We start from the raw sequence: 25,173 nt of genomic DNA, 5'->3' as shown, positions 1-25,173 counted from the left end.
GTCCCTGAATGTGACAAACCTGAGTCGTGAGCGATATGACACGACAAAATCCCGGACAATGTGGGGTATGGCTACAACATATGAGCACCTGACCGGCGAGGAATTGGCACAAATCGCTGCGGGGTTGGCCGAAGGGAAACGCGTCACGGTCTTCTTGCGGGAACCGATTGTCGGACTTGGGCTTGCGGCAGGGGCTTCTGCTCGCGTGATTTCCGTCGATGGTTCAAGCGTGCTGGTTAAACCGGCTGGTGTTGATGATGAGATCCCGTTTGAGGCTCATGAGTTGAGGCGCACACGCAAGGCTCCCGAGCCGCCGAAGCGGAAGCCCCGCGCTAAGAGTGTTTCGACCTCGCGCGCACCAGCACCTAAGAAGCAGACACCAGCGCCCAAGCCCGTCCCAGCCACCCAGCCCGCTCCAACACCTCAGCCCGCGCCTGCTGAGGCTGCTCGAAAAGCGCCGGTACCGCCCAAAAGGAGCGTCGAAACGGCCCCGAGCAAAACGGCCCCCAGCAAGACGGCAAAAAAGTCGGCGGAGTGCGCGATTTCACTTCGTGCCGACGCGGATGGCGCGTGGTCAATTGAAGTGGATCGCCCTGGTGGCCTGTCGTTGAAGCCTGCCAGTGTTTCACCAGATGCGGTCTTGCGTGCAATTGAGCAGCTTGACCACCCGGGGGCGTTGCGTGCAGCTCAAGCTGCACTTAATGCTGCGCGCCAGGCGGCGGAAAGGCGTGTTGCCGATCTACGGAAGGAGCTCGCGGAGGCGCAGTCTGCACTGGATGCGCTGTCTGGATCGTGATCAGGCCGGGGTCGTGAACAGGCCGGGATCGTGAACTACGCGAGTGATCGTGCGTTGTGGCGGGCCGATGCTGGTACTGCGTCTTGAACGAAACGCCCGATTTCCCTGATGGCACGTGTTGCTTCGGGGACGATCCCAGCAGCCGCCTGGAAGACGTGAACTTGTCGGTCCCACACCTGCAGCTGGCAGGGAACACCGTAGTGGGCCAGTCGGTCCGCGATCATTTCGGAGTCCGGCAACAGCAGTTCGGTGGACCCTACTTGGAGGAGCGTCGGTGGAAGGCCGCTTAGGTCGCTGTCTACGGGGCATACGCGGGGCCCCGGGGCTCCGTTGATCATCAGTCGCTGTTCGACGCGGTCGGCGTATTCGGTGAAGACGTTCATAACGTCGGCCGAAAACAGTGAGCAAGTCTTGGCGTTGCTGTGCGCCATTTTGGATGCTGGATTGAGGTTTGTCAGCGGTGCGAGCGCAATGATTCCGGCGGGCACCGGGATGCCTTGTGAACGAAGTGCGAGAGTCACCATGAAGGCCAGGTAGCCGCCTGCTGAGTCGCCGCCGATGACGATTTGGTCGGGCCGGTATCCGCGACGAAGGAGCCACCGGTAGGCGTCGATTCCATCTTCTACGGAATCGTTAATGGTGTAGCGGGGCAGCATCCGGTAGTCGACGCTGAGTACGGGGGTACGTGACGCTGCGGAGATTAGCGAAACCATGCGTCGGTGCGTGCGCAACCCGCAGGTCAAGAATGCGCCGCCATGTAGGTAGAGAACGACGCGTTGAGCGTTGACTTCTTCGGCTTTGATCCATTCCGCGCGACAGTGGGGCAACTGCACCGTCCGGTAGCGGGTTCCGGGGACCGCAGGAAGCATGGATCCAGCCAGATCCACAGCGCCGGTAGGCCAAGGGAGATGTGGCCATTTCGCCCATACTGACAGCAGTGGCTTGACGCTGTATCGCAGTGACGTGGCGAGGATTTGAGACTGGAAGCTGGCGCCGAGGTAGTTTTCGCGAACGATGGATTGCGGTTGTGGGTGGGCGAGCGCCATTGCTGCGCTGCTCGAACTTCCGACGAGGCGCAATGAGCGGGTGTGATGCAAGTTGCGGTCCATCGTGTCGCACTTCCCCTCGGCTCAGTTCGCGATAGTACACAGTAATCTATATCTATATATCGTGACGTACGGCACTTTGTTACACAGTTGTTTCATTAAGATTTCAACAGAAAAGCGTGCAAAGTGACCATCACACTAGGGGAGGAACGCAGATGGGTTTGATGGCGCCGCAGGACCTCATGTTCCTAGCGATCGAAAGCCGGGAACATCCCATGCACGTCGGGGGGCTCGAGTTGTTCACGCCTCCAGAGGGTGCGGGACCGGGGTTTATCCGAGAGCGCTACGAGCAACTTATCGAATCCCCTGAAGTGGGGGAGAAGTTTCGCCGCCGCCCGGGAACTCCATTTAACACTCCACGAAATTTACTGTGGGCTACCGACGACGAGATTGATCTCGACTACCACGTCCAACTCACCGCACTCCCGCAACCAGGCCGCATCCGAGAGCTTTTCTCGGCGACGTCACGTTGGCACAGTTCTCTCCTGGACCGGCACCGACCTTTGTGGGAGATGCGAATCGTCGAAGGCCTCGAAGATGGCCGGTTTGCCGTCTATACAAAGGTGCACCACGCACTAATAGACGGCGTCACAGCCCTAAAAACGCTCCAAGCGGTTCTGTCGGACGACCCAGAAGCGCGAGATTGCCCGGCCCCGTTTGCGCCACGTCAACGCCGCGCACTCGAAGGAAAGCGATCGCGATTCAACCCTGTTGGCCTGGCTAAGTACGGCTACGGGATCGCTGGTGATGTTGCAGGTGGTGTGCCGGCCGCAGCGCGCATTGGGTGGCAGGCCATCCGTGAACGCGACATGGTGCTTCCGCTCCGCGCGCCGAAAACCATCTTCAACGTGCCCATTGGTGGGGCCCGCCGGTTTGCCGCACAGTCGTGGTCAATCGCGCGGATAAAGGCGGTAGGCAAGGCATCGGGGTGCACGATGAATGACGTTGTGCTGTCGATGTGCGGCGGTGCGTTACGCGACTACCTGATAAGCCAGAATGCACTGCCGGAGGATCCCCTCATCGCCATGGTGCCAGTGTCGCTGCACAGCATGGTGGAGGATGGAAACGGCGGAAATGCCGTTACCGCGGTCCTTACAAGCCTCGGGACACACCGAGCGGACGCCCTTGAACGTCTCGAATGTGTCACGAATTCGATGCAGCAGGCGAAACGGATGCTTACCGGATTGAGTCCAAACCAGGCGATGGCGGTAGGTGCGTTTATGGTCTCACCGCTCGCCCTCGCCCCAGTTCCGGGTTTTGTGTCGCACACCCCTCCTGCCTTCAACATTGTGATCTCCAATGTGCCGGGTCCACGTAAGCCGCTGTACTGGGACGGTGCTCGGCTCGACGGTATTTATCCACTGTCCATTGCTATGGATGGGCTTGCGTTGAACATCACCTTGACGAGTAACGCCGAAACTTTGGATTTCGGAATTGTGGGGTGCCGTAAAGCTGTGCCGCACCTACAAAAACTCCTGACATTCCTCGACGATGCTCTCGTGTCACTTGAGAAACAATTAGGACTCGAAAGTGCATAGGTAATCATGTGACGTTTGCTGCACGCCTATTCCGTTTTCGCCGCGAACCCCTTACCCTACGGAGGAGGAGCGCAACGCTGCGTTAACGGAATTCACAGCAAATTCGTGGCGTTTGTTCAGTCGCTTTCGTTCAAACACCAGGGAGTTGTCCAGATGCAAGCATCGTCATGGGAAGGGTCGGCACTCACGAGTTCGTCAGCCGCCCGCACGCCAGGCGATGATCGCACCGATGTCACGCCGTCCGCTCAAATCACATCAACGCCGCGAAAGACACGCGTTGAATGGGTGGATATCGCAAAAGGGCTAACCATTGTCCTAGTGGTGCTTCTGCATGTTGTCGACATGCTCGTGCGCCGCGATATGACACCCGAAGTGTGGCGCACCATCAATGGATACCTGCAGCCAGTGCGGATGCCACTGTTTTTTGTGGCGTCGGGACTGTTTGCGCAGGGCATGATCGCGATGGCATGGCCGACGATGTTGCGAAGCCGCGTAGCTCACCTGTTTTACCTATACATGCTGTGGCTCGTGGTGTTTTTTGCGGTTCATAATGTTTTGCCGCAAGAAGTCAGCCACGGGGGATATGCGTCCTGGCAGAACATTGTCGGCGGAATTTATATGCCCAACAGTGCTCTGTGGTTTATATACGGGCTCGCTGTTTTTGCCGTGGCCGCAAAGTTGATGAGCAAATTGCCGTTGTGGGTTCAGTTTTCCGCAGCCATCGCACTCAGCGTGTTTTCCCAGTACTACACAATCGTGCATTGGTCGTGGAACAACCTCGCTGAGTACTTTGTGTACTTCCTGCTTGGGTTGCATGCCCGAAGCGTGATCATCAAGGTAAGCAACCGGAACTCAGTGCCGTGGGTCTTGGCCGCAATTGCCGCATACGCAGCAGTTTTTGCTGTTCTGCGCGGTACGAGCATCGACGTTCCTGGGATGAAAATTGTCCTCACCACGTTCGGCCTTCTTGCTGGTGTGCTTGTGGCTTCCGCGCTGGTCCGCACCTGGTTGGGCGAGATGTTGAACAAGGTCGGGCGCAACACGCTACCTGTGTACTTGATGCTCGACATTCTGATCGCCGTTTTGGTGTTTGGGTTGATGAAAACCCCGATTGTCGGCGGTCTTGTTGTTGTTCAGTTCATCGCGCCGGTAGTCCTCACCGTCGCTACGGTGATGTTGGCGTTGTATGTGCATAAGGCGCTGATGGCTGCCCGGTTGACGTGGTTGTTTGAGCTTCCGCCCAAACTCCGTGGCACGGCGTCTACGTCCACGGCGACTACGTCCACGGCGGCAAAGTCCACGGCGACTAAGTCCTAGTAGTGCGCCCAGAAACTGGGCGCACACTGCACTAAGACCAGATTTTCACGCGTTGCTCCGGTGGTAGGTATAAGCCATCACCTTCGCTTACGTCGAATGCCTCATAAAACTCGTCAAGGTTCCGGACAATTCCGTTGCACCGAAACTCCGGTGGCGAGTGAGGGTCTGTTGCTAAGCGCCGCTCCGCTTCCTCGGTGCGAACCTTGGTTCGCCATACCTGAGCCCATCCTAGAAACACTCGTTGCAACCCGGTGAGGCCGTCAATCACCGGCGGTTCCTCACCATTGAGTGACAGCTCGTATGCGCGCAGCGCGATCCCCAGCCCGCCAAGATCTCCGATGTTTTCACCGATAGTGAACTCACCATTCACCTTTTTGCCGGGCAGTTCTTTCGGTTCGAACTCACTGAACTGGGCAATCAACACCGCCGTGCGCGCACCAAACTCTTCACGATCTTGATCGGTCCACCAGTTCACGAGGTTTCCTTCTCCGTCGTATCTGGAACCTTGATCGTCAAAACCGTGTCCAATTTCGTGGCCGATAACTGCACCAATGCCGCCGTAGTTTGCTGCGTCATCAGCATCGGCGTCGAAAAACGGCGGTTGCAGAATCGCAGCCGGGAAGACTATTTCGTTCATACCGGGGTTGTAGTAGGCATTAACCGTTTGGGGCGTCATGAACCACTCGCCCCGATCAACTGGGCCACCCAATTTGGCGAACTCACGGTCGTTGTCGGCAGCTGAACCCCGACGGACATTCCCATACAGGTCGGCGCGATCAACGTGGACGTCCGAGTAGTCTTTCCATTCCTCCGGGTACCCCACCTTTGGGGTGAACTTGCCAAGTTTTTCCAGCGCAGCCTCACGGGTCTGCGGACTCATCCACTCGAGCGTGGAAATGGACTGGCGATAAGCCTCGATGATGTTGCTGACTAGCACATCCATTTTTTCTTTTGACCCGGGCGGAAAGTGCCGTTCAACGTAGTGCTTACCGACGGCTTCGCCGAGCAAATGTTCGACAAGCGACACGGCACGCTTCCAGCGCAAGCGGATTTCTTCCGCCCCACTCATCGTTGTGCCGTGAAAATCAAAATTCGCCTGAACAACCGCTTCGGGAAGATAAGGGGCACGCGTGTTGATCACGCGCCACATCAGCCATGACTTCCAGGTGTCCAACGATTCTGACGTCCATAGGGCGCTGATTGTGCGTAGAAAGTCGGGTTGTCGGACAACAACCTCAGCAAACTGCTCCGCTGTTCCACCCACACCGGTAATCCAGTCGGCCCACGGAAACGATGGAGCAAGATCAATCAGGTCGTCCCAGGTCAAGAGGTTGTAGCTCAGTTCGGCGTCACGGCGTTTCACCACATCCCAGTGCCCCGATGCAAGTTTTTCTTCGAGCGCGAACACAGCATCGGAGTCCGCATCGGCTTCTGTGAGTTCACACATGCGGGCAATGTGTTCCCGGTATTTCGCGCGCAGATCGGCGAACTTTTCATCGCGGTAGTACGACTCGTCTGGAAGCCCAATTCCGGACTGTGACAGGTACACGAGGTATCGGTCGCTTTGTTTTGCATCGGTATACACGTAGTAAGCGATCGCACCCCCGGTGCCGTCTCGCTGGAGTCGGCCCATGATGCCAGCTAATTCGTCGACGCTCTGAGCTGCGGATATGAGAGACAATTCTTCATGCAACGGTGCGAGTCCGGTTGATTCGATCAGCTCGGTATCCATGAAGCTTGCGTATAGGTCACCGATGCGTTGGGCATCAGTACCAGGGGCTGCGTTGCTGGCAGCGGCCTCTTCCACGATGGCGCGGACATTCTCTTCGGCAGCATCAAACAGTGTTCGAAATGCGCCGTCGAGCGATCGGTCCGCCGGGATAGTGTGCTCCGCAAGCCACCGGCCGTTCAGGTATTCGAACAAATCATCCTGGGGCCGGACAGAGTCATCACGATGGGCTAAGTCGATGCCAGATTTCACAGCACTAGTCACTTCTACATCTATACCCGCACTCGCCGACATTTGTGTGGGGTCCCGTTGCCGGTGTCGTTCTGATGGAGGACGATCAAGGGATGCCGGATGAGTTCGATGCGTACCGACACGATTTCGACGAGATCGAACACCGCGTACAGCGTGAGTTCAACACAGGAGGAAGAGCCGTCACCATCGCGATTCTCGTCGTGATACTTGCCGTAGCAATGCTCTTTCCGCTCGCTGAATCGGCGCGAGCGTGGACCATCCTCACCGCCGAGGTGACCACTGACGCTCCGGGTAGCTTCTTCCTCCGAATCTTTATTGTCCTCGCAGTGGTCGGTGGGATCGGTGGGTCGCTGATTGCGTTGGTGACGCACCGGTGGGCCGCAGCCTGGGCGACGATGTTTTCCCAAGGCCTTGGGGTGCTGTTTGGAATGTTCGCGTTGTGGGCTGAACTCACCGCCCATCCTCAAGCGCGCACGCCTTCTGTTGCGCTGTACATAGCATTTGGCGCCACGCTTGCGCTCGCCTACTTGTGGATTCGCGTTGTCACCAATACGACAAACATTATGAAGCCGGTCCGCGACTACGGGGACGACTAGTCCAGTTCGAGGCAGTACGGACTTCCGCGTACGTGTTGTGGGACCACAGTAGTTGTGGAACAGTTTTGCTGAGCAGCTATACGGCGACGGCTCAATTTGGTGTTGGGAATCAGGGGGTGGGCACGCGGCATGGGTGACTTTCTTGACGCTACGTTGCGTTTCCCGGCAGTGATTTTTACTTTTGCCCTGATTGTCGTCGTCGTTTATTGGGTCCTCGTCCTCGTCGGCGGGGCCGCACTCGACCTCCTTGACGGCGACCCCGTGGATGACGGGGGTGACGGCGGGGGAGCGTTGAAGGCCATAGGCCTCGAAGGTGTTCCGGTGACGGTCGCGCTGTCGTTGTTCGTCGTGTTTGCGTGGCTGACCAGCATCGTTGGAAACGTTTTTCTGGATTCGGTCGGCATATCGGGCGGGGGCCTAGCGGCGTTATTGTTCGTCGTGCTGATCGCTGCCATTGGTGCCGGAGTGTTGATCACCAGGATGCTCGCCGCACCGCTGCGGCACGTTTTCCACCACACCCCACCACCGTCGAGAGCTGACTTTGTTGGTCGAATCTGCATAATTCGCACCAGTACGGTCACACCAGATTTTGGGCAAGCGGAGATCACCTCACCTGACGGTTCATCCGCGCTCATTCAGGTCCGGCAGTCGCGTGAGCATGCAGTACATGGACTTTTGCGGTCCGGTGCGTCAGCGCTGGTGTACGACTACGATCTTGACAGGGAGTTCTTTTGGGTCTGCCCAGTGGATCCGGCTATGGGAGACCCAGCGTTGGGGCGCTTTACTTAAACAAGTGCCAACTTTTTGCGGGACAAATTTAACGAAGGGGCCGTTGTGGACGTGATAGCCACCAGTGTGGGCGTGGTTTTTGCCGCGATCCTACTCATCGTTCTTGCCGTGGTGTTCATGGTGACGCGGATGTACCGAAAGGTGCCCCAGGGCAGCGCGCTCATCATTTCGAAGCTGCGCACAGTCGATGTCACCTTCACCGGTGCTGTTGTGCTGCCTATCCTCCACAAGGCCGAAACGATGGACATCTCCGTCAAAACGATGGAGATTGATCGTGTTGGGCATGACGGGCTGATCTGTCGCGACAATATCCGTGCGGATATTCGTATTACCTTCTTCGTGCGGGTGAACAAGACCGCTGAGGACGTCATTAAGGTTGCGCAAGCGATCGGCACCGAACGTGCGAGTGATCAAAATACGATGCAGACCCTGTTCAACGCAAAGTTCTCCGAAGCTCTGAAAACTGTTGGTAAGCATCTCGATTTTGAAGATCTCTACACCAAACGTGACGAGTTCCGTGACCAAATCATCCGGGTTATCGGCACTGACCTCAACGGTTACAGCCTCGAAGACGCTGCCATCGATTACCTCGAGCAGACCCCGATGTCGCAGCTCGATGCCAAGAATATTCTTGACGCGCAGGGCATCCGAAAGATCACTGAGCTTACGGCCATCGAAAATGTTCGCACGAACGATTTTCGGCGCAACGAAGAAAAAGAAATCAAGCGCCAGGACGTAGAAGCCCGCGAGGCGATCCTCGAACTAGAGCGTCAGCAAGCTGATGCTGAAGCGAAGCAGCAACGTGAAATCAACACCGTTATTTCGCGCGAAGAAGCTGAGACGAAGCGAGTTCAAGCCGAAGAGCGCCTCAAGTCCGAAACGGCACGTATCCGCACCGACGAGCAGGTTGGCGTTCAAGCCGAGAACCAGTTCCGCGAAATCGCGGTTGCGGAGAAGAACCGCGAACGTGTTATTGCCGTTGAGTCCGAGCGGATTGAGAAGGATCGTCTGCTTGAGGTAATTAACCGTGAACGTGAGACGGAACTGCAACGGATCGCGAAAGACCGAGAGGTCGAGACAGAACGTCGTGGGGTTTCCGAAGCAATGCGCGAACGCATTGCAGTGGACAAAACTGTTGCTGAGCAGGAAGAAAGTATCAATCGACTGCGTGCGGTGGAAGCGGCTGAACGTGACCGCCAGGCCATCATCATTCGGGCTGAAGCTGAAGCGCAGCAAAATCTAGTCAAGGACATCAAGTCGGCTGAAGCCGCAGAAGTTGCGGCGAAGCACAAAGCGAAGGAACGTCTCACCCTCGCAGAGGCAGCGCAGCAATCCGCTGAACTTGAAGCCCGCGCAAAGATCCGCCTCGCTGAAGGCACGCAAGCTGAAACCGCGGCTTCTGGCCTTGCTGATGTCCAGGTTCGCGAACGAAACGCCGAGGCCATTGAGAAAGTGGGCCGTGCGGAAGCGCAGGTCGACCGGGAGAAAGCCCTCGCCTCAGCGGATGCAGTCCGCGAAAAGCTCAAAGCCGAAGCTGAAGGTCTTACGGAGAAGGCCGATGCTATGGCCAAGCTTGATGCTGCCACCCGTGAGCACGAGGAATACCGTCTTCGGCTGGAGATGGAGAAGGACATCCAACTCGCGAGCATCGATGTTCAGCGCCAAGTTGCAGAGCACCAGGCTGCAGTGCTGGTCGCAGGGCTGAAAGAAGCGAACATCAGCATTGTTGGTGGTGAAAGCGTCTTCTTCGACCGTCTGATGGGCTCGATCGCTATGGGCAAGAGCGTCGACGGTTTCGTCAACAACTCTGAAGTGGCGCAACGACTGGGCCACGACTGGCTCGACGGGTCACAAAGCTTCTCGGAAGACATGGCGCAAGCAATCTCGGCAGCCGGTACCGAGGACATCAAGAACCTCACTGTATCGGCGCTACTCGCCAAGCTTATTAAGTCGGGCGGGCCGGAAAAAGCAAAGTTCGAAGAACTACTCGCGGGCGCCCGGAAGCTTGGGGTGGCAGACACACCGCTATCGACTAAGAAGCCATGACTTCGGCACACAGCAACTCCGAGGACAGCAGCAACGAGAGCAGCGCGAATCTCGATGGTGGCACGTACGAGGTCCTCCGGGGGCGGCTGGCAGAGCACGCAGCAGAGTTGTCACGCCGCGCTCAGGCGCTCAACACGCGCCGGATCGAGGTCTTCGGTGGCAGTGACTTCTCACTTGTCGGTGCCGAACGTATCCGCACCGAAAACAACTGCATCCCCCGTGACATCGTCGCTTTACCAGCAAAAGGTGCTGCCGACGGTGGGGTGATGCTTTTTGGCTACAACGTTTTTATTGGCCTCAAACCTGAAACCACCATCAGCGACGTTTTCTCGCTTCACCGTTTTGAACGCGACGGCGACACCTTTAGCTTCAGCGATGCGACTAACGAAGCGCCGGGGCTGCTAGACGATCCTTCGTTTATTCGACACTTCTCTGAGCTTTACCGGTACTACCGGGAAACGCGGCTGATGCAATTGCGGCGAGTGGAGGGAAAGCTTCTCGCTGTTTTCCAGACCGGGGCGCGTACCGAAGACATCAGGGTTCTGCGCTGGAACATTGCCAGCGATGGCACTTTGAAGTACCACGACAATCGCGGTGAACGGGATCACCAGTTCCCAGCCCAGCATGATTTTGAATGGATCGAAACCACACGTGATAACCACGTACTCGGTCGACACCCACACATCTCGATCAAGGACAAAGTCTTCGTCGAAACTCTTGGTGGGTATCTCACCATCAAAATTGAAGACAACACCGAATCTGGTGAGGGGATATATCGCGAGCCAGTCGATGAGCCCTTGCAGAGTCTCGCTGATGCCGATGTGCACTATGCCACCGTCGGCCCGCTGATACTGCTGAAGATTAAGCCATACAACGAAAAAACATGGCGCTACCTGGTTTTCAATACGCGAACAGATGACATTGCACGCCTCGATGGCATTGGGCAGGCATGTCGTCGGCTCCCCGAAGATCACGGAATCATCTTCCCGGGCGGGTACTACCTCGATACCGGTGTTGCTCGTACTTTTGACACCGAAACAGCCGATCTCGAATACGAACGCGTCATCAGGTCGAGCAACGGGGAAGATGTTGTTTATGTCTTCCACGCACGCAAGGAAGGTCGAACCCTTCTATTGCCGTACAACGTCATTCGCAAAGAGGTAGCGACGCCGCTGCCATGCCACGGCTACTCACTCTTTAACGACGGCACATTGGTGATTTTCCGAGCAGTGTCGGATGAACCCACCAGGGTGCACCCCATGCAGGTGTGGAACACCCCGTTCCAGTCCGACGAGTACGCAGCAGCTCAACCAGTTGGCACCGGACCGCTTGAACGCATCGGCAACGCTGAACTTGTTCGCGGAATTTCGGACTGTCTTTCACTCACCCGCATGGTGGACGAAATGGCTCCTGCTACGGCAGTTTTTGAGGCCATGATTTCCGCGTGTGCCCGCACTGCGGACAATCACCATTGGGTGTCTGAACCCGAACTTGGGAACCTTGGCGAACCACTCTCGGCGTTGCGGGCAACAGCTGAGCGAGTCATCGACGAATTCGAAAAAGTATCCGCTCTCACTGCGCAAGCGGCGCAGCAAGTGGAGAAGTCGGAACAGGAAATTGCCTCACTCATCAGGATGAGCCGGGGGAGCGCGCCCCGCACCGCCGACGGGTGGGTGACGCTCCTCGCTGACCTTCGGAAGCAGCAAGGCCACGTCGTAACGCTGCGAGATCTCCGATTCGTCAATACCACCAAATTGGACACCCTCGATGAGCAGCTACAAGAAGCGTTGGACGATTCCGGACGCCGCGCGGTTGAGTTCTTTAGCAGCGAGGACGCGTTCGACAGCTTTCACCGAGACATCGACGAACTAATAGACGAAGCGGACACAATCTCGTCGGTCGCGGAAGCGAAACCAGTCACCGAACGCCTTGCCGCGCAGTCCGACGGGCTCAGTGTCGTCACGCAGATTGTGTCGTCACTCGATATCGGCGATGCCGTTGTACGAACAAACATTCTTGAGCGCATCAGCGAAGTCATTGCCGGTGTAAACCGTGCCCGCGCCACCGTTGAGTCTCGCAGGAAAGAACTCCTCACCAGGGAAGGGCGCGCGGAATTCGCCGCGGAGTTTGGCCTACTCGGACAAGCAATCACCGGGGCGCTTGCCGTCGCGGACACCCCGGACGCCTGTGACGAGCAGCTGGGACGACTCCTTCTCCAGCTGGAGAACCTCGAATCGCGCTTCAGTGAGTTCGACGACTTTCTCGACGAACTCAGCACCAAACGCGAAGACGTCTACGAGGCTTTCTCCTCCCGCAAACAGGCCCTGCTTGACGATCGATCACGCCGCGCAGATCGCCTCGTCGACTCGGCCCAACGAATCCTCGGGTCCGTCACCCGTCGAGTGTCGGGAATGGACACCGTCGACGAGGTCAATACCTACTTCGCATCAGACCCTATGGTCGCCAAACTTCGAAGCCTCGCGGGAGAGCTCCGAGGAATCGGCGACACTGTCCGAGCAGAGGAAATCGACGGCCGCATTAAGGCTGCGCGGCAGGAAGCGGGCCGCGCACTTCGCGATCGGCAGGACCTTTACGGCGCAGGTGGGGACACCATCAAGCTTGGGCGACACCAGTTCGCTGTCAACACCCAAGCCATCGACCTCACGCTCGTGCCACACACCGTCGATGGTTCTACCGCGATGTCCTTTGCCGTCACCGGAACCGACTACCGCTCCGATGTCGGTGACCCAGAGTTCGCCGCCACCAAGCCGTACTGGGACCAGCTGCTGGTCTCCGAAACGCCGCAGGTATACCGCGGCGAATACTTGGCATCACTGCTGCTTGCCGAGGCAGTGTCGGCGGGCACAGTCGACACCCTCATCGAAACTGCAGTGGATGACAATGAACTATCCAACGTCGTTCGGCGAGCCGCAGAAACTCGATATGACGAAGGATACGAGCGAGGCGTCCACGATCACGACACCACCCGCATCCTCGCCGAAATCATGCGTCTCTACGCGGGGGCTGGGCTACTGCGTTACCCGCCGGAAGCGCGAGCAGCCGCCCAAATATTCTGGACATACGGCGCCCAAAGCGATGCACAAACGCGGTGGACCAGGCGGGCGGCGTCACTCTCACGTGCTCGCGCCATGTTTGGACGAACCGAAGAAATCGACGCCCTCGCAGCAGAACTTGCGACCGCAGCTCAACAGTTCATCGCCGACTCAGAATTGCCCTACAGCGCGTTGGACACCGAACTCATCGGCGAGTACCTCCTCGAAGAATTAGCCAGCGGCACCGCACGATTCGTCACCAGCGTCGGCGCTCGCACACTCGTCGACAGGTTCCACCGGGCATTAGGCGGATCCGCAGCGAAGTCACGCCACGACTACGACGCAGACCTGCGCGCACTCGGTGACGACACCACAGCGCGATTCCAACTCGTCCGTGCATGGCTGTCCGCCTACCTTGCCTCCGAAGGCGACACGGAACACGCACATGACCTCGCTGAAGCCATCGCGATCGAAGTATGCGGCACCAGCACTGAGAGATACGAATCCGCGGCCTCACTCGACGGCACCGCCGAACCGATGCTCGGCGCACACCCGCGTATAGCTAGCCGGAAACTCACCTTCAGGCTCGATGAACTTCTCGCCCGCACTCGAAGCTTCCGTGCACATCGCGTCCCAGGGTTCCGGCACTTCCAGCAGCGACGCAATGAGCTCGTTGCCGCTGAACGTCGCAGACTGCGTCTCGACGAATACAAACCCACCGTCATGAGTGGCTTCGTTCGAAACAGGCTCCTCGACGAAGCGTACTTGCCGCTTATCGGTGACAACCTCGCCAAACAGCTCGGCACCACAGGCGACAGCCGCCGCACCGATCAATCGGGGCTTCTTCTCCTCATTTCACCGCCCGGATATGGCAAGACAACCCTGATGGAGTACGTCGCGAATCGGCTCGGGGTCGTGTTCGTGAAGGTCAACGGCCCTGCCTTGGGGCACTATGTCACCTCAGTGGACCCCGCCGACGCACCCAACGCGACTGCCCGCCAAGAGGTCGAAAAAATCAACTTTGCCCTCGAAATGGGCAACAACGTATTGCTCTACCTCGACGACATTCAACACACCAACCCAGAACTGCTGCAAAAGTTCATCTCCCTCTGTGACGCTCAGCGGCGAATGGAAGGTGTATGGAACGGTCGAACCCGCACCTATGACATGCGGGGCAAGCGATTCGCGGTATGCATGGCAGGTAACCCCTACACCGAGCAGGGTAAACGCTTCCGCATCCCCGACATGCTCGCGAACCGCGCCGACGTCTGGAACCTCGGCGACGTCCTCTCTGGCAAAGAAGAACTCTTCGCCCTTAGCTACCTAGAAAACGCCCTCACATCAAACCCCGTACTCACTCCACTTTCTACCCGTGAACGTGGCGACCTAGGGTTGCTCATCAGGCTTGCGCAGGGCGACACCACCGTGCAGCCAGACCAGCTGGCTCACCCGTACTCCGCAACTGAACTCGACGAAATCCTGGCCGTGCTCCAAAAAATGATCCACGTCCAAAAGACGTTGCTGGCCGTCAACCAGACATACATTGCCTCGGCTGCGACAGCGGAAGCCAACCGCACCGAACCGCCATTCCAGCTGCAAGGTTCCTACCGCAACATGGCGAAGCTAGCCGAACGCATTTCGCCAGTGCTGAATCAAGAAGAGCTCGAAGCGATCATCGACGACCACTATTTGGGCGAAGCCCAAACACTCACCGCCGGAGCCGAAGCAAACCTGCTCAAGCTGGGCGAACTGCGAGGTCGGCTGACGGACCAACAACAGCAGCGGTGGGCGGACGTGAAGGCGGGCTATCTGCGTGCTCAAGCGTTGGGTGGTGCCGAAGACGACCCGATGGCGCGCGCGGTCGGGGCCGTTGGTTTGCTTGCCGATCGCGTAGGCGGAATCGAAGCGGCATTGCGAGCAAACTCTGCGGAATAGGAAGTTTTCTACTCCGCCCGAGGTCTAGATTCCCGCGCGCATGTGGCGAAGATCCGTGTAAGCATTGGGGATATGACGGGTTTCGGTGGCCAGCGTATAGCGGACATGTTTGATGTGCTCGCTGGCCAAAACCCAATGGTTGTTGGGGCTGTGTTATTCGCTTTGCTGATAGTCCAAACCACATTTTTGATTGGGTTGCTTTTGCCCGGAGATGTGTCAGTCCTCCTTGCTGGGACGACAGTTTCCGGCCTCGGCGAGTGGGCGATCGTGGTGGTTGCTGGGGTTGTGGGGTGTTTAGTTGGCGCCTCGTTGTCGTTCTGGTTGGGGCACACGGTGGGGTGGCGCATCAAGGGGACGGCGGTGGGCCGTTGGGTCGGGGAAGCACGGTGGGCCAGGGCTGAGCGGTATCTGCGAGGCAGTGCTGGTGGCCCGACGATGATGTTGGCGGTGTTTGTGCCGGTGTTGTTTGCCATTACGCCGTTTACTGCGGGTGCGATGGGTGTGCGGTTTCGTAAGTTATTTGTGTGGTGGGGCGCGGGCAGTACGGGTTGGGTGGGTAGTTACGTGACGGTTGGTGCGGTTGCGGGTGGGGTGGCGCGCAACAACCCTGGTGTGGCGATTTTTGTGGTGACGGGTGTTGCTGTGTTGGCGGTGTTGGTGGCGGGTGGAGTTCGGTATGTAACCCGCCACCATTGATTTATCGGGCTAACTGGTGACGGTGGCGAGAACATCCTTGATGGGTGGATAGTGCCCGAGGGTGTGGCCGCGGTGGAGGTAGTTGATGGTGCCGTCCCGTCCGAGGATCGCAAGCCCTGGAGCTTGGAGTGGGTGCCCGGTGATTTTTCCTTGCCTAGCCTTGAACGCGGATTTTAGGTAGCGCCACCAGGTTTCGGGGCTGAGCATCACCCACCAGTGGATGTGGGAGCGGTCGGTTGGGGAACCCGGTGGGGCGCCTAACGTATTCCGGAACTTTTTGCGGGGATGGCAGCGTCAGCGGCGCACCGCCCCAACCCACTTTCTGTGCGGTCGTGATGCTATTCAGGTGGATCTGGAAGCGCGATGGATGCTTTCTCCAAATCTTCCTCGTATTCGTTGAAGACGAGCACGCTTCCCACGTTTGAGTTGTCCTCGGCTACTGCGAAAACGAGCCATCTGCGCTCCTGGTTCGTTCCGCCGCTGAGGGTGTACTGGAGGAGCGGTAAGTCTTCGGTTTCGATGTAGTGGTCGTACTCGTCAGTTTTGTACCGTGGGGACAGGGTTGCTGGATCATCGTCGGTCTGGAAAACGAACCGGCTGAGGTTGAATCGATCCGGCGATGGGTCATGAACTGATAGCTCAATGAGTGTTGCCTTCTCGCAGCGGTACCCGCGACTGTCACTCGTCGGCCTTCTGGAGGTTTGCGGCACGTTATAGGTCACTCTATGCACGACTACTGTCGCGCCGCTAGCAGTCACGCTCTGGTCCACTGGCAGTGTGGTGACCTGGGAGGCATCGCGGTCGCATCTCGTCCAGAGCGCCCTAAATTCATTCGCGTCCTCCGGGTGCCAATGAACCCAGACAAGTGTCGCTATCGCGAGAATAACCGCTAAGAACACAGCGGCGAGCGCCTCGACTGTGTCCTTGATGATCCTTTTTGGCGGTGGCTTACGCGGTTCGACGCCGGAGAGCACAGATGCTGAGTCGGCAATGAGACCGCCGCGTTCAGATGGTGAGGCGCCGATAGGCATCATCAGCCATCGCTTCTCATACTTATGTTCCCGGCGAACCAGAAGCACATACAGAATGACCACCGGAATGAATACGCCGATCACCAGCAGCCACACAAGAATCTGATTGTCGAGAAAAACACCGACAACGCACGCTACGTAGAGCGCCAATGCTGACGACCAGATGATGATTCGGCGGTGTTGATATCTCTTCATCGATCTCCCGTGTATCGAATGCTGCGCTAGAAGGGGCGTCTTAGTGTGTGGTCGTGTCGGGCGCGCACCATTGGCGCCGTTAAGTTTATTGCACTGCCCGACCCTGAGCCCTCGGTACCGGTTATCGGGGCGGTTATTCCCGCATCAAGGCGTGGTTCGGATGGTGTGCCGTGCGTCGAGTGGGATGTGCAGGCCTACGGTGTCGCCGACTGCCACGGAGGTTGTTGGTGGTGTGTCGGCGTGCAGCGTTGTGTTGTTGGCGCGGAGGGTGAGGCGTTGGCGGGCACCAATGTGTGTTATTTCGGTGATCTGGGCGGTGACATCACCTGGGGGCGGTGTGACGGTGACGGATTCGTGGCGAAAAACAAGAGTTGACGGTGTGTTTTCCTCGCAGGTGGGCACTTCGAGCCGTCCCATGCTGCTGTGGTGGTAGGTGCCGTCGTGGTCGCCTGGTATGACGTTAAGTCCGCCCATCATGCGGTGGACTTCCAAGGATGCGGGTCGGCTGTAGATCTCGTGGGGTGCTGCTACCTGCGCGAGGCGGGAGTCGAGAAGAATTGCGATGCGGTCAGCGAGTACGGATGCTTCGTGTTGGTCGTGGGTCACCAGCAGCACGGTGGGGTTGAGCTCACGGCGAATTGTGCGTAGCAAGGAGTGCATCTCAGCTCGAAGTTGCGGGTCGAGAGCACTGAATGGTTCGTCGAGCAGAAGCACTCGCGGTTGTGCGGCGAGTGCACGGGCAAGTGCTACACGTTGTGCTTGGCCACCTGATAGTTCTGTGGATCGGCGGTGGGCGTAGCCGCCGAGTTGGACGAGGTCAAGATATTTTTGGGCGTGTTCACGCGCCTGGCGCCTACTTTTCCCTGCGGCGCGGGCCGAGAAAGCGACATTATCGATCGCATCGAGGTGCGGGAAAAGGAGTGGTTGTTGAAACATGAGACCGACGCCTCGCTCCTCGGCGGGTTGAGTGTCGATCGTTGTCTCACCGAGGCGTACTGATCCTGCGGTTGGCTCGTCCAGCCCAGCAATGAGCCGAAGAATGGTGGATTTTCCGACGCCAGACGGTCCCAGGATTGCGACGCATTCCCCGGCGTTCACAGTGAGGTTGATGGCGTCGATGACGACGGTGTCGGCATACGTTTTTGTTACGTCACGTAGTTCGAGTGTGGTGCTCAACGGGTTACGGCCTTTCCTCGAAACTTCAGTACCGCAACGAGCAATAGCAACGGTGGGACGATTGCCGCCACGGACAACGCCGAGGTGACGGCTTGATTGCCAGTTCCAGCCGCGAACGAGCCAACGAGAATGGGAACGGTGACGAGCCTTCCTCCACCGATCAGCAATGTGACGATGTAATCGGTCCAGCCGACGAGAAATGCCGAGAACGCTGCTGTGGCTATCGGTGGTGCCAGCAGCGGCAACTGGACGTGGCGCATGAGGAACAACTTTGACGCTCCCAGTGTCTGCGCTTCTTCTTCGTACCGAACATCGTAGGCACCGAACCCGACCCGCATGATGTAGGTGGTGTACGGGATTGCGATGACGGTGAGGATGAGCACCACACCGGCGAATCCGGGTACTCCGACGCGCAACAGCAGTACATCGAGCCCCATTGCGACGGCGAATGGTGGAAATGCGAGCGGTGTGAGAAGCACGATGGCGAACGCACCGCGGAACGGAACCGAATAGAGAGCTAACGCTCTGCCTGCGAGCACGCCCAGTGGCGTCGCCAACGCTGCCACAGTTAACCCCAACACCGTGGAGGCGACGAAGGCATCAGCGGCGCCGGCGTTAATCGCGGTGCGTGCACCGTTAAGTCCCCATTGCTGCGGAAGTATGGCCGGGAACGACCATTGGTTTGCCATTGCCCACAAGATCAGCGGAACGAAAGGTAGTGCGAACCATACAACGAGGAATGCGCGGCCGAACCGCTTGGATGGTTTCATCGCCATAGCGTGGACCTGCGGAGAAAGCGCAAGGCAACAACGAGTGTGGCTACGCACAAGGTTGCTGAAACGAATGCGACGGCGGCGGCGTCGGCGCGCGCTGCAAGGTCTATCGACGCGAACAGTCGTACCGCCATGACTGGGAGCGGTTCTGGATAAGGCCGGCCTAGGAGCCGTGCTACCTCGAAAGAACCGAACGAATAGACGAAAGTGATCAAACAAGCCGCGGCAAGTGCAGGAACTGCGAGGGGCAGGGTCACGTACAGAAATCGATGTACGCGCCCAGCCCCAAGAACTGCGGCTGCTTCGCCGTAGTGGTGCACGCGTGTGGCGAGTGTGCCCGCCACGACAAGGGCAACGAAAGCTGATTCTTTCCACGCAAACTCAGCAATGACAGCCACCCACCAGGTGCCCCCGACGAGTTGCGGCCACGCTGCGGAATCGATCCCAAATAGACGTGTGAGGAGCCCAGCATCGGCGAGGAGTAACCCCATTGCTGCCGCCCCAATCAGGTGCGGCACGGGGATGGTCAGGGCGGCGAGCGCGGCGACGACACGACTATTCGCGAGGATTGCCAGTGCTGCGGCCATACCAACGATCGCCGAAATTACGGTTGATGCGGACGCTATTCCTAGCGATAGTGCCGTGCCACGGACGATGTCCGCGCCGTGCTTGTCGAATGAAGCCCAACTCAGTTCGGGATCACCGACGAGCGGCATGAGACCAAACGCTTGCAACGTCACTGTGCCGAGCCCTGCGGTGATCACCACAAATGTTGGTATCACCGCAGGGAGAAGCAACAACGTCCCGCGCGTCGTTGTGTTCACGTGGGTTATCGTCCCGCGAGCACGTTGCGCCGCCAACCTTCGTCAAGCGCTGGTACCCATGCGGTGCCCAATTCGGGGCGGGCGTTGCGGGACAGTTCTTCGTAACTTGGCACGATTGGTGAAGCGGGGAGGTTCTCGAACGCTTCCCGGTCCTCCGCGTTTAGACGCGATATGTCGAGGACGGTGAATTGCCCCCACACATTCGGTTGTGCTTTCGCGAGTTGCTGCTCAGGCGACAACGCAATGTTCGCCACAACACGCGCACCGGCTGTGTTGCCGGATGTTGACGGGATGGCGAGGAAACTCGCGTTCCCGACCGTCCCTTCCTCGAGCGTGAGTACGCGCGTTGATGCAGGGAAAGTCCCTCGATCAACCAAATCAGTGAGAGTCGCTGGGCCATACGTCATGGTCATGTCGACCTGGCCGTCTGCGAAGAGTTGGTTCAGTTCCTCGCTAGTTTGCGGGTAGGTGCGACCCTCCCGCCACAATGACGGCGCTAATTCATTGAGGCGTTGAAAAAGTGCCGGGCTTAGTTGTGCGTACGCGTCTTGGCTGTATTCCAAGGGCACATCGTCGGCCACTCGGGTCAGAACTTCACGGATAAACACTGATCCGGTGAAGTCTGGTGGCGCGGGGTAGGTGAATCGGCCTGGGTTTTGTTCGGCCCATTCCAGAACTTCATTGAGCGTTGAGGGCGGGTCAGGGATCTTGTCGGCGTCATACACAAGCGTGAACTGGGCTTTGTGCCAGGGCGCTTCGCACCCGTCCACCGGTGTACCAAAATCTGACAGCAGGAGCGGATCTTCGGGGTCAGTGAATTCCATGTTGGGCAATTGGGAAGTCCAGTCGCATAGCCATGCGCCAGCCTGCTTCCCGGTGCCGAAGTTATCGCCGTTGACCCACACCAGATCAACGTCACCGTCGGTGATGTTGGCTTGTCGTTCAGCAAGAATGCGGTTAATCGCTTCGCCAGTATCGGCAATGGGTACTCGGCGCAGCGTCACACCAGCCTCGGCTACGGCAGGTGCGAGAACGTCGTCTACGTAGGTATTGCCCTGGTCGTCGCCGCCCCACATCCATAGGGACACCGTCTGGCCTTGCGCTGCTGCTTCCACTTCGGCCCAGTCTGCTTCGACAGGCACTGGGGCATCGGACCCAGGTGCGGAACAGGCGGTGAGCAACACCGCACCCGCTGCCACCGCCGCAAAAGCCCGCTGTGTTCGTCTCGCCGATGTCATGCTCACTCCCTCGGTAAATTCGAGCGCAATGTCCCTATTGTGGCCAGAGACACGGTAAAGCGGGAACACTATGGGTAGTTCGGAGCCTTCCCGATACGAGACTGGTTTATCGACTTGCTCCGTAGCGCTTCACCCTACGAGGAGAACTTAGTGCCTGAAGAAGATGTCAACGAGCGCAAGCTGTCACCTCTGGTGAAGCTCGCCATCCTGGGGGCATTGCTCATTATCGGTGCCGTCATCGCTTGGTTTGTCGATATTCCAAGTGCTGACGAAATTCGTGCCCGGGTGGCCGCCGCCGGACTTGTGGGGGTCCTGGTGTTTGTTCTCGCCTACGCGGGGCTAAGTCTCACACCAACCCCGGCAAGTGTGCTCAGCATTGCGGCGGGAGTGCTGTTCGGGTTCGCGGGGGGAATCGCTGCGGTGTTTGCTGCGGCAATGCTCTCGGCGTCACTGGCCTACATTCTCGGCAGGCACCTCGGCGCTGATGCGCTGAGCCGCTACGGGGGCCCCAAAACCGCCACTGCAGTGCTCTTTCTGCGCCGTCGAGGGTTTGCCTCCGTTCTTATCGTCCGCCTCGTGCCGCTTTTCCCGTTTTGGCTGGTCAATTACGCGGGCGGGATCAGTGGAATCCGGTTCCGGCATTATTTCCTCGGCACAGCGCTCGGCATAATCCCAGGAGTGATGAGCTACGTCGCGTTGGGCGCTTTCGGCACCCAACCATTGTCGTGGCCATTTGCGGCAGCGATTGCCGCGTTCATTGTGCTCACTGTGGGTGGCGGGTATGCGGCGAGGAGAATGCAGAACAAGCGCCCAGAACTTAGCTCACGACAGGAACCGGACCGTGTTTGACGCACAGATTCGGGAAAAGCTGGAACAACCGCTCGCTGTGGTTGCCGCCTACTTGGACCGCAGTTGGATCACCCCGGACCGCATCACCACCGTTGGTCTGACCCTGGGGCTAGGCAGTGCTGTCACTGCAGCTCTGCAATGGTGGACGATCGCCCTGCTGCTGTGGCTAGCGTCGCGCATCGCGGACGGACTCGACGGTCCGCTTGCTCGCCGCCGTGCCGCCCGAACAGGGCACAGTAGCGGTGCCGGTGGGTTTTACGACATCACAGCGGATTTTGTCGTCTACGGCAGCACCGTTGTAGGTGTAGCAATCGGTGTGGGGATCGCCTACGACGCACCGATGTGGCCGTTTCTGCTTGTCTTGCTGGCCTACTACATCAACGGGGCGGCGTTTCTGGCGTTCTCCTCGATCGCCGAACGCTACGACCGCACCCTCGACGACGGGCGATCATTGTCATTCCTCGGTGGACTCGCTGAAGGCGCAGAAACCATTGTTGTGCACAGCCTCTGGCTGCTATTTCCCATGCTGGGGTGGTACATCGCCGTGGTGTGGGCGATTGTTGTCGGGACGAGTGCAGCGCACCGCATCATCGCGGGCTACCACGCGCTGCGATGACGACCTAGGGCAAACTTATGGTGATTTCGATACACCAGATGTATCAAACACGCCATAAGTTGCCATGAGGAACGAGTGCCTGCGCTACCTCCACCGGCTGTACCCATATTGCGGGTGCTGCGTCCCATCGTGGGTTCCTGCCGTCGCGGATCTGGTTATGGTGAAACACTGGGACAGTGCCAGTGAGGCAAAAGGGGGAAGCGATGATGAATCGAACGTATCGGGAATGTGCGCTGGCTGATCGGTACATTCTGGTACTCGATCACTTTGTGCTGGAGATTTTCGATGCCCGCGGTCCGGCGAAGAGGTGGCATGTGTCTCAGGTGGGCGTGGAGGCGAATGTCCAGGAGCCAGATTTGTTGCTGAAGGTGGGGGTTCGGTTGCCTAACGGGGGGATCAGTGACCGTGGCGAATATACCGAGTTGATTGTGCCGCTCAGCGAGCGCGCGCAGGTTCACGAGTTTTTCGCAGCGATTCGTGGCGCGCGACAAGGCGGCACGGAGTTCTGACGCATTCAGCAGGCAAAACGCTGGTGCCTTAAACGTCCGTGCCGCCCCGAGATCACCGTTCGATGATGCTCATGCCGTGTGGGTCTGACGCTGACACTTCGACGCCATCAACGTCGACGGTGTTGGGGTTGGCGTCCATCGCGAGTAGGTCGCTTTCCTCCCATGTGAAGGAGTGACAATCGTTGCTGACTGTGAGGACAGCGATGCCAGGCGTGCGGGCGGCATCCGTGAGGTCATTGATTGCGGTGAGTGGTTGTGCTCCTCGCAAGCTGACGAACATCTGGTTTCCGCGGATGAACCCCAGGTCCGGCGCTGGGTTGGGACTGAATTCGGTTGCCATCGTGGTGGTATGGACCACTTCGCGTGATTCGAGGTCGATGATGTTGATGTCGTTGCTCACGCGCATCAAAGACAGGGCGTATTCGCGGCCGTCTGTGGAGGTGCAGAAGGCTGTGCCGTGAGTGTCGTCGCCGGGGAGCTCCAGTACTTCTGGTGTGGGGAATTCGCCGTCGCTGATGCGGGATGTGTCGTGGAAGAACATGAAGTCATCGCCGCCAGAGGCGCCGCTTTCACCGTTGGTGATCATGAGGTCATCGGAGATGGGGAATGCCCCACAACCTGCGCCAGGCATGGTTGATGCTTCGTGAACATGAGTGACCTGCATCGGACTTTCGGCGTCCGCGGAGCCGACGTCGACGATGAGGAGTCCGCCGTGCGCGAGAGTGACGTAGGCGAATTTGCCGTCGTTGGTGAACTCGTGACAAATGGGCCGGACGGTGTCGGTGCCGAGCGCATCCGCGAATTCGGCTAGGGGAAGCGTTTCGACGAGCTCGAAATCGTTGGCGCTGTAGTCGGTGCGAATTTTGTGAAGGTAACCGGAGTCAGGGCCGTGGTTCATGTCGGCCACAATGACCATACTGTCGTCAGGTGTTGCGACTGATGCATGCGCGGCGTGTGATCCGCCAGCACCGTTGAAGCCGTCGACAGTGCTGATGCACCCGACGATCTCGCGGGTGTCGATGTCCATGAAGTGGGTGTCGCCCGACGCGACGTTGGAGATGATCGCGTGCGTTGGGGTATCAGTGTTGTTTGTCAGGGCCATGTGAGGGCGCTTGGCGACATCGCATCCGGCGGCTTCAGCTGCGTCACCGAGGTCGATAATTGTGGGTGTCGCGTTACCGGGGGAGCCTTCGCTGATGTCGGCGCCTGCCCAGATGTAAAGGTGCCCGCCGCCGTCCTCGCGGGTATCTGCCTGGTCGAGCCCCCACACTTCGTAGGAAGTACCAGCGTCGTTTGATTCGGATTGGCAACCTGTCACTGCGAGGGCGATAGCGCATGTTCCCGCTACTGCTATTTTTCCCCGATGGCGATACCCAAAGCCCATTTAGTGCACCCTTCAATTAATTTCTGAATTACTCACTTTCTGCGAGTTTAAGGTGCAAAAAGCACAAAACAGGCTAGGCGGCGTGTCGGGCCGCCGCCTAGCCTGTTTCTTTGGGGACCTCAGCGGTGAGCTGCGCGCCGTGCAGCAACAGGAATCAGCACGAGCGCAAGAACGACGCCGAAGAGGATGTGCTCGGCGATGAACGTGGGATATCCGACCATCGTTGCCATGTCGCGGATCGGGTCGCCGCCGCCGAGGATGGTTGCGGTCAGCGGGAGCAGCACCCATGCGCTTGCGACGAAGACCAGGAATCCGTACACCGCGCCTGCAGCGACGAGGATAGCTCCACGCAATTGTGCGAGCTTCGCGATAACAGCAAAAACGATGCCGTAACCAGCGCCGACCATCATGTGTACTAGCGCGCCGACAATGGCAGGTCCGACGATGAAGACAAAGTTGTCTCCTGCCATCCCTGCTTCCATCGACTGCATCATGGCTTCGCCGTCAATCACGGACGAGGCAATGTGATAGAGCGGGGTGAAGAACCCAACGCCCTGGTAGGTGGCGGCGGCGATCATGGCAAAGGCTGCCATCGCTAATGACGCGATGATGCCCGCGATGGCACCAGTGACAGCCCATTTACCCCAACCCGCAGTTGCGACAGCATGGCCTGAACTATGTGGCGTGTGGGTGGTCATGATTTCTCCTTTGCAGAAATGTCGTCA

General features: G+C 58.4%; 21 protein-coding genes. 11 read left to right on the top strand and 10 right to left on the bottom strand.

Annotated elements, in window-relative coordinates:
- Positions 1 to 67 precede the first annotated feature (67 nt).
- The gene (locus tag IEW73_RS06935; RefSeq protein WP_229675872.1) at positions 68 to 796 is read left to right on the top strand and encodes an NADH-quinone oxidoreductase subunit E; all 729 of its coding nucleotides are present in this window, start codon (positions 68 to 70) and stop codon (positions 794 to 796) included.
- A gap of 35 nt (positions 797 to 831) precedes the next feature.
- Here IEW73_RS06935 and IEW73_RS06930 read toward each other — a convergent pair whose 3' ends face one another.
- The gene (locus tag IEW73_RS06930) at positions 832 to 1,905 is read right to left on the bottom strand and encodes an alpha/beta hydrolase (protein WP_188671941.1); all 1,074 of its coding nucleotides are present in this window, start codon (positions 1,903 to 1,905) and stop codon (positions 832 to 834) included.
- A gap of 152 nt (positions 1,906 to 2,057) precedes the next feature.
- Here IEW73_RS06930 and IEW73_RS06925 point away from each other — a divergent pair, with 152 nt between their 5' ends.
- Together IEW73_RS06925 and IEW73_RS06920 are read left to right on the top strand one after the other, a co-directional pair.
- Complete coding sequence (locus IEW73_RS06925; RefSeq protein WP_188671938.1) at positions 2,058 to 3,440, top strand: WS/DGAT/MGAT family O-acyltransferase; 1,383 nt, start codon at positions 2,058 to 2,060, stop codon at positions 3,438 to 3,440.
- A 153-nt stretch (positions 3,441 to 3,593) separates the two neighbouring features.
- Positions 3,594 to 4,757, top strand: a complete 1,164-nt coding sequence (locus tag IEW73_RS06920; protein ID WP_188671935.1) for an acyltransferase family protein — start codon at positions 3,594 to 3,596, stop codon at positions 4,755 to 4,757.
- A 31-nt stretch (positions 4,758 to 4,788) separates the two neighbouring features.
- On the opposite strand, the gene IEW73_RS06915 is transcribed toward IEW73_RS06920, so the two are convergent.
- Entirely contained in the window at positions 4,789 to 6,750 is a 1,962-nt protein-coding gene (locus IEW73_RS06915) for a M13 family metallopeptidase (protein ID WP_188671932.1), read from the bottom strand.
- A gap of 62 nt (positions 6,751 to 6,812) precedes the next feature.
- Between IEW73_RS06915 and IEW73_RS06910 the strand changes: the two genes are divergently transcribed.
- The 5 genes from IEW73_RS06910 to IEW73_RS06890 all read left to right on the top strand — a co-directional run bounded on the left by IEW73_RS06910 (position 6,813) and on the right by IEW73_RS06890 (position 15,853).
- Positions 6,813 to 7,334: an Rv2732c family membrane protein gene (locus IEW73_RS06910; RefSeq protein WP_188671928.1), complete on the top strand. Its 522-nt coding sequence runs from the start codon at positions 6,813 to 6,815 to the stop codon at positions 7,332 to 7,334.
- A 129-nt stretch (positions 7,335 to 7,463) separates the two neighbouring features.
- Positions 7,464 to 8,123 carry a hypothetical protein gene (locus IEW73_RS06905; protein ID WP_188671927.1) on the top strand — a complete coding sequence of 220 codons (660 nt, stop codon included), beginning with the start codon at positions 7,464 to 7,466 and terminating at the stop codon, positions 8,121 to 8,123.
- A gap of 45 nt (positions 8,124 to 8,168) precedes the next feature.
- Entirely contained in the window at positions 8,169 to 10,169 is a 2,001-nt protein-coding gene (locus IEW73_RS06900) for a flotillin family protein (RefSeq protein WP_188671925.1), read from the top strand.
- Complete coding sequence (locus IEW73_RS06895; RefSeq protein ID WP_188671922.1) at positions 10,166 to 15,157, top strand: DNA repair ATPase; 4,992 nt, start codon at positions 10,166 to 10,168, stop codon at positions 15,155 to 15,157. The genes IEW73_RS06900 and IEW73_RS06895 overlap by 4 nt, the downstream gene beginning before the upstream one ends.
- A gap of 72 nt (positions 15,158 to 15,229) precedes the next feature.
- Positions 15,230 to 15,853, top strand: a complete 624-nt coding sequence (locus IEW73_RS06890) for a DedA family protein (RefSeq protein WP_188671920.1) — start codon at positions 15,230 to 15,232, stop codon at positions 15,851 to 15,853.
- A gap of 9 nt (positions 15,854 to 15,862) precedes the next feature.
- Here the strand turns inward: IEW73_RS06890 and IEW73_RS06885 are convergent, their stop codons facing one another.
- From IEW73_RS06885 to IEW73_RS06860, 6 genes are all read right to left on the bottom strand, one after another.
- Positions 15,863 to 16,060 carry a hypothetical protein gene (locus IEW73_RS06885; protein WP_188671918.1) on the bottom strand — a complete coding sequence of 66 codons (198 nt, stop codon included), beginning with the start codon at positions 16,058 to 16,060 and terminating at the stop codon, positions 15,863 to 15,865.
- A gap of 131 nt (positions 16,061 to 16,191) precedes the next feature.
- On the bottom strand, positions 16,192 to 17,079 hold the full coding sequence (locus tag IEW73_RS06880) for a hypothetical protein (RefSeq protein WP_188671916.1): 888 nt from the start codon (positions 17,077 to 17,079) through the stop codon (positions 16,192 to 16,194).
- Between the two features lie 144 nt (positions 17,080 to 17,223).
- Complete coding sequence (locus IEW73_RS06875) at positions 17,224 to 18,255, bottom strand: ABC transporter ATP-binding protein (protein WP_188671913.1); 1,032 nt, start codon at positions 18,253 to 18,255, stop codon at positions 17,224 to 17,226.
- On the bottom strand, positions 18,252 to 19,025 hold the full coding sequence (locus tag IEW73_RS06870) for an ABC transporter permease (protein ID WP_229675805.1): 774 nt from the start codon (positions 19,023 to 19,025) through the stop codon (positions 18,252 to 18,254). The genes IEW73_RS06875 and IEW73_RS06870 overlap by 4 nt, the downstream gene beginning before the upstream one ends.
- Complete coding sequence (locus IEW73_RS06865) at positions 19,022 to 19,852, bottom strand: ABC transporter permease subunit (protein ID WP_229675804.1); 831 nt, start codon at positions 19,850 to 19,852, stop codon at positions 19,022 to 19,024. Before IEW73_RS06865 ends, IEW73_RS06870 begins: the two co-directional genes overlap by 4 nt.
- A 5-nt stretch (positions 19,853 to 19,857) precedes the next feature.
- Positions 19,858 to 21,090, bottom strand: coding sequence for an ABC transporter substrate-binding protein (locus tag IEW73_RS06860; RefSeq protein ID WP_188671906.1), 1,233 nt, complete (start codon positions 21,088 to 21,090; stop codon positions 19,858 to 19,860).
- 150 nt (positions 21,091 to 21,240) lie between these two features.
- Between IEW73_RS06860 and IEW73_RS06855 the strand changes: the two genes are divergently transcribed.
- The 3 genes from IEW73_RS06855 to IEW73_RS06845 all read left to right on the top strand — a co-directional run bounded on the left by IEW73_RS06855 (position 21,241) and on the right by IEW73_RS06845 (position 23,064).
- Positions 21,241 to 21,939 (top strand): TVP38/TMEM64 family protein, encoded by a 699-nt coding sequence (locus tag IEW73_RS06855; RefSeq protein ID WP_188671903.1) that lies wholly within the window; start codon positions 21,241 to 21,243, stop codon positions 21,937 to 21,939.
- Positions 21,932 to 22,555: a CDP-alcohol phosphatidyltransferase family protein gene (locus tag IEW73_RS06850; RefSeq protein ID WP_188671900.1), complete on the top strand. Its 624-nt coding sequence runs from the start codon at positions 21,932 to 21,934 to the stop codon at positions 22,553 to 22,555. Before IEW73_RS06855 ends, IEW73_RS06850 begins: the two co-directional genes overlap by 8 nt.
- A 203-nt stretch (positions 22,556 to 22,758) precedes the next feature.
- Complete coding sequence (locus tag IEW73_RS06845; RefSeq protein WP_188671897.1) at positions 22,759 to 23,064, top strand: hypothetical protein; 306 nt, start codon at positions 22,759 to 22,761, stop codon at positions 23,062 to 23,064.
- 52 nt (positions 23,065 to 23,116) lie between these two features.
- On the opposite strand, the gene IEW73_RS06840 is transcribed toward IEW73_RS06845, so the two are convergent.
- Positions 23,117 to 24,448, bottom strand: a complete 1,332-nt coding sequence (locus IEW73_RS06840) for a YncE family protein (RefSeq protein WP_188671894.1) — start codon at positions 24,446 to 24,448, stop codon at positions 23,117 to 23,119.
- 119 nt (positions 24,449 to 24,567) lie between these two features.
- The gene (locus IEW73_RS06835) at positions 24,568 to 25,146 is read right to left on the bottom strand and encodes a hypothetical protein (RefSeq protein ID WP_229675803.1); all 579 of its coding nucleotides are present in this window, start codon (positions 25,144 to 25,146) and stop codon (positions 24,568 to 24,570) included.
- Positions 25,147 to 25,173 lie beyond the last annotated feature (27 nt).

Source organism: Hoyosella rhizosphaerae (assembly GCF_014643175.1).
GTDB classification, from domain to species: Bacteria; Actinomycetota; Actinomycetes; order Mycobacteriales; family Mycobacteriaceae; genus Lolliginicoccus; species Lolliginicoccus rhizosphaerae.
Note: the sequence above shows the minus strand (reverse complement) of the source record. Positions and strands in the feature narration are given on the sequence as shown.

Coding starts and splice junctions, on each gene's coding strand:
- IEW73_RS06935 (WP_229675872.1), top strand. CDS start 68: ATGGCTACAACATATGAGCACCTGACCGGCGAGGAATTGGCACAAATC.
- IEW73_RS06930 (WP_188671941.1), bottom strand. CDS start 1,905: ATGGACCGCAACTTGCATCACACCCGCTCATTGCGCCTCGTCGGAAGT.
- IEW73_RS06925 (WP_188671938.1), top strand. CDS start 2,058: ATGGGTTTGATGGCGCCGCAGGACCTCATGTTCCTAGCGATCGAAAGC.
- IEW73_RS06920 (WP_188671935.1), top strand. CDS start 3,594: ATGCAAGCATCGTCATGGGAAGGGTCGGCACTCACGAGTTCGTCAGCC.
- IEW73_RS06910 (WP_188671928.1), top strand. CDS start 6,813: ATGGAGGACGATCAAGGGATGCCGGATGAGTTCGATGCGTACCGACAC.
- IEW73_RS06905 (WP_188671927.1), top strand. CDS start 7,464: ATGGGTGACTTTCTTGACGCTACGTTGCGTTTCCCGGCAGTGATTTTT.
- IEW73_RS06895 (WP_188671922.1), top strand. CDS start 10,166: ATGACTTCGGCACACAGCAACTCCGAGGACAGCAGCAACGAGAGCAGC.
- IEW73_RS06890 (WP_188671920.1), top strand. CDS start 15,230: ATGACGGGTTTCGGTGGCCAGCGTATAGCGGACATGTTTGATGTGCTC.
- IEW73_RS06885 (WP_188671918.1), bottom strand. CDS start 16,060: ATGCTCAGCCCCGAAACCTGGTGGCGCTACCTAAAATCCGCGTTCAAG.
- IEW73_RS06880 (WP_188671916.1), bottom strand. CDS start 17,079: ATGAAGAGATATCAACACCGCCGAATCATCATCTGGTCGTCAGCATTG.
- IEW73_RS06870 (WP_229675805.1), bottom strand. CDS start 19,025: ATGAAACCATCCAAGCGGTTCGGCCGCGCATTCCTCGTTGTATGGTTC.
- IEW73_RS06860 (WP_188671906.1), bottom strand. CDS start 21,090: ATGACATCGGCGAGACGAACACAGCGGGCTTTTGCGGCGGTGGCAGCG.
- IEW73_RS06845 (WP_188671897.1), top strand. CDS start 22,759: ATGATGAATCGAACGTATCGGGAATGTGCGCTGGCTGATCGGTACATT.
- IEW73_RS06840 (WP_188671894.1), bottom strand. CDS start 24,448: ATGGGCTTTGGGTATCGCCATCGGGGAAAAATAGCAGTAGCGGGAACA.
- IEW73_RS06835 (WP_229675803.1), bottom strand. CDS start 25,146: ATGACCACCCACACGCCACATAGTTCAGGCCATGCTGTCGCAACTGCG.